The organism is Hoskinsella mucinilytica (assembly GCF_045223415.1).
GTDB lineage: Bacteria > Bacillota_I > Bacilli_A > Erysipelotrichales > Erysipelotrichaceae > Hoskinsella > Hoskinsella mucinilytica.
Map to the genome: position 1 here is coordinate 1 of NZ_JBEQZJ010000083.1, position 6291 is coordinate 6291.

Genomic DNA, 6291 nt, shown 5'->3' on the forward strand with positions numbered 1-6291 from the left:
ATTCGATAATGCTAATAAAATAGATAATTTTCCATATTCAAAGGTTAAACCGCCTTGCATGTATAAGGTGTATGGTTCAATCACTGGCGCATCAGCACTTAATTCAATTGTACTACCTTGAGTAAAGCTACCAGCAGCCATTACTTCATCAAAAGGATACCCTGGCATTGGAGCTGGTAAAACTTGGACAAATGAATCGATTGGACTCGTTTGTTGAATGCCTTGAGTAAAGCTTACTAAATTCTCTTTAGACTTAAGTTCTAATGTTTGAATAATGTCAGTTCGTGGTTCATCATAGCGAGGAGATACATTGTGATATTCTAGTTTTTCCAACATATAAGCTGTAAATACAGCTGTCTTTAATGCGTTTTTTACGGCATTAGGAGCCATAAAGATTCCTTTAAAAAAAGCATTGTTTAAATTGAAATTAGCCCCTAGATCTTTTCCGATTCCCGGAGCTGTTAATCTTTCAGCTACCATATAAATTAAATCTTCATTACCGGCTACATATCCTCCAGTTGGGGCAATCCCACCACCAAGATTTTTCATCAAAGATCCAACAACAATGTCAGCACCAACATGACCTGGTTCTTTCGTTTCTACCAATTCGCCATAACAATTATCTACCATAATAATGACTTCATTATTTACTTCACGAATTTTTTTAATGATTCGTTCAATCTTTGCTATGGATAACGACTTACGATGCGAATAACCCCTAGATCTTTGAATTTCTACTAATGTAACATTTTTTTCTTTTAAACGTTGAATAATCATTTGATCATCAAAATCATCATTGATTAATTCAATTTGTTCATACTTAACTCCAGCAGCTTTTAACGACTGACTTGAATTTCCGCTTATTCCAATCATTTCCTGAAGCGAATCGTAAGGAGCGCCAGATAATGAAATCATTGTGTCACCATGTTTTAATAAGGCCAAAAGAGTTAAGTATAATGCATTTGTTCCACTCATGATTTGAGGTCGTACTAAAGCATCCTTACAACCAAGGACAGTTGCGAAAATCTTTTCGATTTTATTTCTTCCCTCATCGTAGTTACCATAACCATTAATATCACTAAAATCTGAGTAAGAAACTTTATTTTCAATGAAAGCAGATAAGATTCGATTAGAATTTGTTAGACAAATAGAGTCAATGTTTTCGTAAATATCATGTAAAACTGTATCAGATTCTTTAGCCAAAGCAAGTAGATCTAGATTTATTTGTTCAAGTATCATATAAAAACCTCCAATTAATAATACAGTATTTATTATACACATTTTTTGATTGATTGTATTGATATCTATTGAAGAAAATAAATAAATTAAGAAAATAAAAGCATCTTGTATAGAGGTGAGTATCAGATACTACACATCTAGTTAAGACCAGTCCTAAAATGGTATCACATCAATTGTCCATAAGAGGTATCAATTTTTTTTGCACTTTATATTAGACTATAATAAACAGAACTTATTTCTGCACCACTTTTTGCATTGTTAAACAACAATGTCTTTCTTCAAATCACAAAAGCTCTAATACATTTTACATATTAATTTTCATCTGCAAATATTTCTTTATGCTATTCACTACATACATGATAACGCTCTAGTTTATGGTAACTATAAAAATTGTCTGAAGTAATGAGAATTTATAAAAACCGCTTCTAGTATATGAATACCATGGAAAGCGGTTTTTATTGATGGATGCTATCACACTCTTGAATTGTGATTTTATTTGCTATATTTCATGCACAAAATCTTGAACCCCATATTATATAATTTTTATTTCTATACCAAACAAAATAGTTTTATAGTATTGAAATTTTACAAAGAGCTTATTCTATATGAAGATATTTTCATAAGTATAATATGATATCTCTATTAGAATGATTCTTTCATATAAAAGTCTTTTAAGACTATAATTCTTGGATTCCATACTATTTCTTATAATAACTGCTTTCAATGCTTTTTATAGGTTTAATATTCGTGTTCTGTTAGAAACTCTTATCTAACATTTGACGAAGCATAGCATTTTCAACTTTTGAATAGTTATTTGACCATATTGATGTATTCTTACCAGCATCTTGTGGGTTATTTCGTGAGCTTTCAAAAGTATTTTTAATTAAATCAGCTCCGATTTTATCCCACATCTCAAACGGGTTTATACGCCAAGACAGCCTGTTTGGATCGATTAAAACACGAAAAGCACCGAAAACAGGCAATATATAACCAGATGCGATTTTATAATCAATATCGTTTTCTAAGAAAAGTGTTTTAAAAGATGAATTGCTATCTTTCCTTTTTTCTACACCACGTAAAGCCCCAAATTTACCTGTTGGATTATACTCAAGATATTTATTTCTAAAATCTAATTCAATATAATCATATAAATGAACTAAGTCCGGTAATAGTTTTGATAATCTTTTATAATATTCGGTCCCATCATCTAAATCACGTTTGATATCCTTAAAAACTGCGGCTTTTCCGGAATATGCTTGTGTAGGGGTATCATTGGAATTTTTGAATTTGAATACATTATATGCGAATAATAGTTTTAATAATTCTATAATTTGTAAACGCTCTTTAGAATTATCTTTAATTGCGATATCATTTGCATATGGTTCATTAGCTACAGCATCTTTAATAAATTGAAATTTATCATCAAGTTCATATAATGCTATATCAGATACAGAAGCAGATGTATTCCTTGCATCAGCTATACGTGAAACTGTTAGATCTTCACCAACTATTATTTCTAGTTTTACATATTTATCAATATCATCAGATAATTCATCTCTATTTTGAATAATGGCAGTATATGTATGCCCTCCATCTAAAATGCCAAAGCTTTGTTTATCAGCTCCTAAATCTAATGAAATTGTACTGTTACTAGTGTTAAATTTAAAACTTTTTGCAACTATAACGATTCCTCGATTATTGATATCAAAGTCAGTTTCTGGTGATTTAACAGCATTAATAAGAGCTTTTGCTACCGCTGTATTCATTTTTGGTTTTCGAGGGTTTACGTCCAAAGGTAATTGATCGGGTAAATCACGAAAGTTTACATATGCAAAGTAAGTTGTAACACCTTTTTGTGAAGGTGAGGTGATAGTGCGAACTGCGTTCGCTTTAAAGTCGATGATTGATGTCATTTGACATACCTCCTTAATTTTCGATTTAATGGTATTCCATAAATCTCAAATATATTATAACATGTATAAAATCTTTAAAAAAGTAACCTTGGTTCTTTTTGTTGTGATATAATTATGACATGACAATGAGAAAAACAGATAATCAAATGAAAGAAATAGGAATGCTAATAAAGGAATATAGGATGAAATTAACCGATATTCCAAAATCACGTCAGAGTTTTATCGATGACAGAAGTAAAAAATATTTTAATAATGAAGAATGGATTAGTGAAAAAACACTAACAAATTATGAAACCGGTAAAAACATTCCTAATTTACAAAATATAAAGAAATTGGCAGTAGCCTTAGAGGTTGATGTATTAGAATTAATTTCAAAAATGTTGGATTTTTTGTGAAGCAGTATTTTTTAAGAGGTTTCTATAATTTTTTTATGACAATAAAAAACGTAATTTCCTTTGTAAATATCACTTGTATTTTATCGAATTATGAGATTATGATAATCTTTATAAGATTTTTTATATTTATTCGTTATAGATCATATATCTATTTAAAAAAATTCACAAAAAAAACTGTTTTGTTTAAATTAGTAAAGGTTTTAAAATAATCTTATCAAAAGAAAGGGGTCATAGAAACCTATTGAACTCTGATTATCAAGGCTAATTTTCCTACATTTGATTTGAAATAATGTGTCTTATCTTAATTAAAGCTGTATTGCTCTCAGTTTACAGCTTTTTCTACTCTTAAAACTTTTATGAAGCAAATAAAGTTTTCCACATAGTTTGCTAAATACGTATGCTATACTATAAATGAAATGGATGATAAATCAATGAGAGAAAATGACATATGATATTACAACATAAAGAACATTTTGATCAAAAACTGATTGATATAAATCAATAGCTTAGAGTGAGGTTATTACGTTATCATCTTTAAATGCAAAATTATCAAGTAGTGATCAGAGTTAACGATATAAATTTCCAGTATGGAATTAAAATAAAAAATTTAGAAAATCAGAAATACGTGCTCAAGAAATAGTGTTAGGAAGCCGGAAATGAAAAAGACGAAGTAATGGAAAATACAAAAGGAAATTAATAGATTGAGGAAAATAAATGAGTTGTAGCATAAAGAAATCAAGAGACAGGATAAAAATATAAAAAAACAAAAAGATATTATAGATAAACTGAAGTATATGAATACTACAGCCTTTAATCTGCTACCACGTACAGATATTCTTTCACATACAAGAACTAAAGCACAGATAAATACCAGAACAAACAGAACAATTGCGTGGTGGTCAGAAACATCCCCCTGTACACAAAAGTAGAATTATAGATATAGCAGATCACATTATAACAGTGAAAGTAATAAAAGCTCCATTAGATGCAGTTCCTATCAAAAACAAAAAAAGATTGATTGATCGAGTGCTAAAATGTATTACGATGCATTCAGAGAAAGATGAAAGATATATTCCTAAGTATGTGAGCACATTCAGAAGAATGTTGGAAGATAAAGACTTTATCTACGATGCATAAAAAATTTCGTCGTTCCCTATACCGATAACAATGCAGATTAATCAAAACAAAGAAGAATTCGTCAAGATAATTTGTCTTAGAGCTTGGTAGATAAACATAAGTAAGTATAATGGTTTACAATGTCAGTGCATTTGAAACGATTTTACAGGTCTTTCTTCAAGGCGCTTTTTATAATGTGCTTTTATATACTTATCGATGAATAGTTACAAAAATCTTGTAAATTTATAAATATCACCTATACTAAAAAGAGAATTTTTGATAAAATGAAATAAAGATGTAACATGGGGGTGAAATATATGCGTTTCTTAATCAAAGAAAAAGATGAGACTGATAAAATTAGTAATTATTATTTTAAAAATAATGAACCCTTTATTGTCATTAGATATAAAGGAAGTAATAAAGAGTATAGTTATCATTGTAAAAATGTGAAAATTTCACCATGTACAAATAAAGAACTTAATCAAAATCAGATTCTTATTTATAAAGCGAATAATAAAATTGAAGCATTAAGAGAAGTATACGATTATGAAGAAATTGGTGATGGAGAAAATAGCACCATAAAGGTAAAAGATCAGGGGAAAGAAAAATATTATAAAAAGAAAAATATAGTTATTGAAACCTTTGATAAATACATATTGAAAAATGATGAAAGCGTTATTTATAATGAAGCAATAAAAAAATTAGAGTTTGTAGAATTTTCCGACAATTTTGCAAGGATAAAATTCCCTAATAATGAAACTATATATATTGTAAATAAAAGTCACATAAATATTATTAAAAATATAAAAATTACTGAGTATAAGGATTTGTTTGACTATTATAAATATATAGCTAACATTAAAGATTTGAGTTCTGAAGGGAGTGCTGAGCATTATTTAGGAAAGCAATTAAATGATATAGTGATTCAAAAAGATGATCTTTTAGATATTTATTTATCTAAAAAATATGAGAATTTAAAGCTTAGTAATGATATGACAGTTATTTATCCTTTTGGTATTAATTTAAGTCAAAGAAAAGCTATAAAGAATGCATTAGAAAATAGAATATCCTTAATACAAGGACCTCCTGGTACAGGGAAAACACAAAGCATTCTAAATATCATAGCTAATTTGATTATACAAAATAAGAGTGTAGCTGTTGTTTCAAGTAATAATGAGGCTGTTAAAAATGTTTTAGAAAAAATGAAAAGTAATAATTATGATTTTTTTGTTGCATTGCTGGGGAATAAAGAAAATAAAGAAAATTTTTTTAATCATCAAATTGGATATCCAAATGATATTTTTGGCTGGTTTATTGATCAGAAACAAATGGAAGAATTATTAAATGAAATAAAAGAACACGAAAATAATCTATTAATGCTGTTAGAGTATACCAATGAATATGCAAAGTTAAAACAAGAATTATATGAATATAATCATGAATATATGTTTTTTACAGAATATCTACAAGATAAAGAAGTACGTAAATTAAAAAGATTCCAATTCTTTAATTTAAATAGTGAAAAACTTTTAGACTTGCTCGTGAATTTAAATTTTCCTATGACCAATATAGATTTTATAATTCAAAAAATAAAATTCTTTATACATTATGGTATTTATGATTTTAAA

Annotated in this window: 4 protein-coding genes; 2 read left to right on the forward strand and 2 right to left on the reverse strand. The window is 28.1% G+C overall.

All coding sequences use genetic code 11. The features are described from left to right. Both UGRO018_RS17360 and UGRO018_RS17365 read right to left on the reverse strand, forming a co-directional pair. Positions 1-1239, reverse strand: a 1239-nt coding sequence (locus UGRO018_RS17360; protein WP_416327776.1) for a methionine gamma-lyase family protein, incomplete at its 3' end; no start/stop codon positions are given. Positions 1240-1994: 755 nt separating this feature from the next. After that, positions 1995-3152 (reverse strand): AIPR family protein, encoded by a 1158-nt coding sequence (locus tag UGRO018_RS17365; protein ID WP_416327777.1) that lies wholly within the window; start codon positions 3150-3152, stop codon positions 1995-1997. A gap of 125 nt (positions 3153-3277) precedes the next feature. Between UGRO018_RS17365 and UGRO018_RS17370 the strand changes: the two genes are divergently transcribed. Beyond that, the gene (locus UGRO018_RS17370) at positions 3278-3547 is read left to right on the forward strand and encodes a helix-turn-helix domain-containing protein (protein ID WP_416327778.1); all 270 of its coding nucleotides are present in this window, start codon (positions 3278-3280) and stop codon (positions 3545-3547) included. Between the two features lie 1433 nt (positions 3548-4980). Then, the coding region (locus tag UGRO018_RS17375; RefSeq protein WP_416327779.1) for an AAA domain-containing protein at positions 4981-6291 on the forward strand (1311 nt) is incomplete at its 3' end.

What these genes read in the sequence shown, in the direction of transcription:
- UGRO018_RS17365 (WP_416327777.1), bottom strand. Translation starts at nt 3,152, where the DNA reads ATGACATCAATCATCGACTTTAAAGCGAACGCAGTTCGCACTATCACC.
- UGRO018_RS17370 (WP_416327778.1), top strand. Translation starts at nt 3,278, where the DNA reads ATGAGAAAAACAGATAATCAAATGAAAGAAATAGGAATGCTAATAAAG.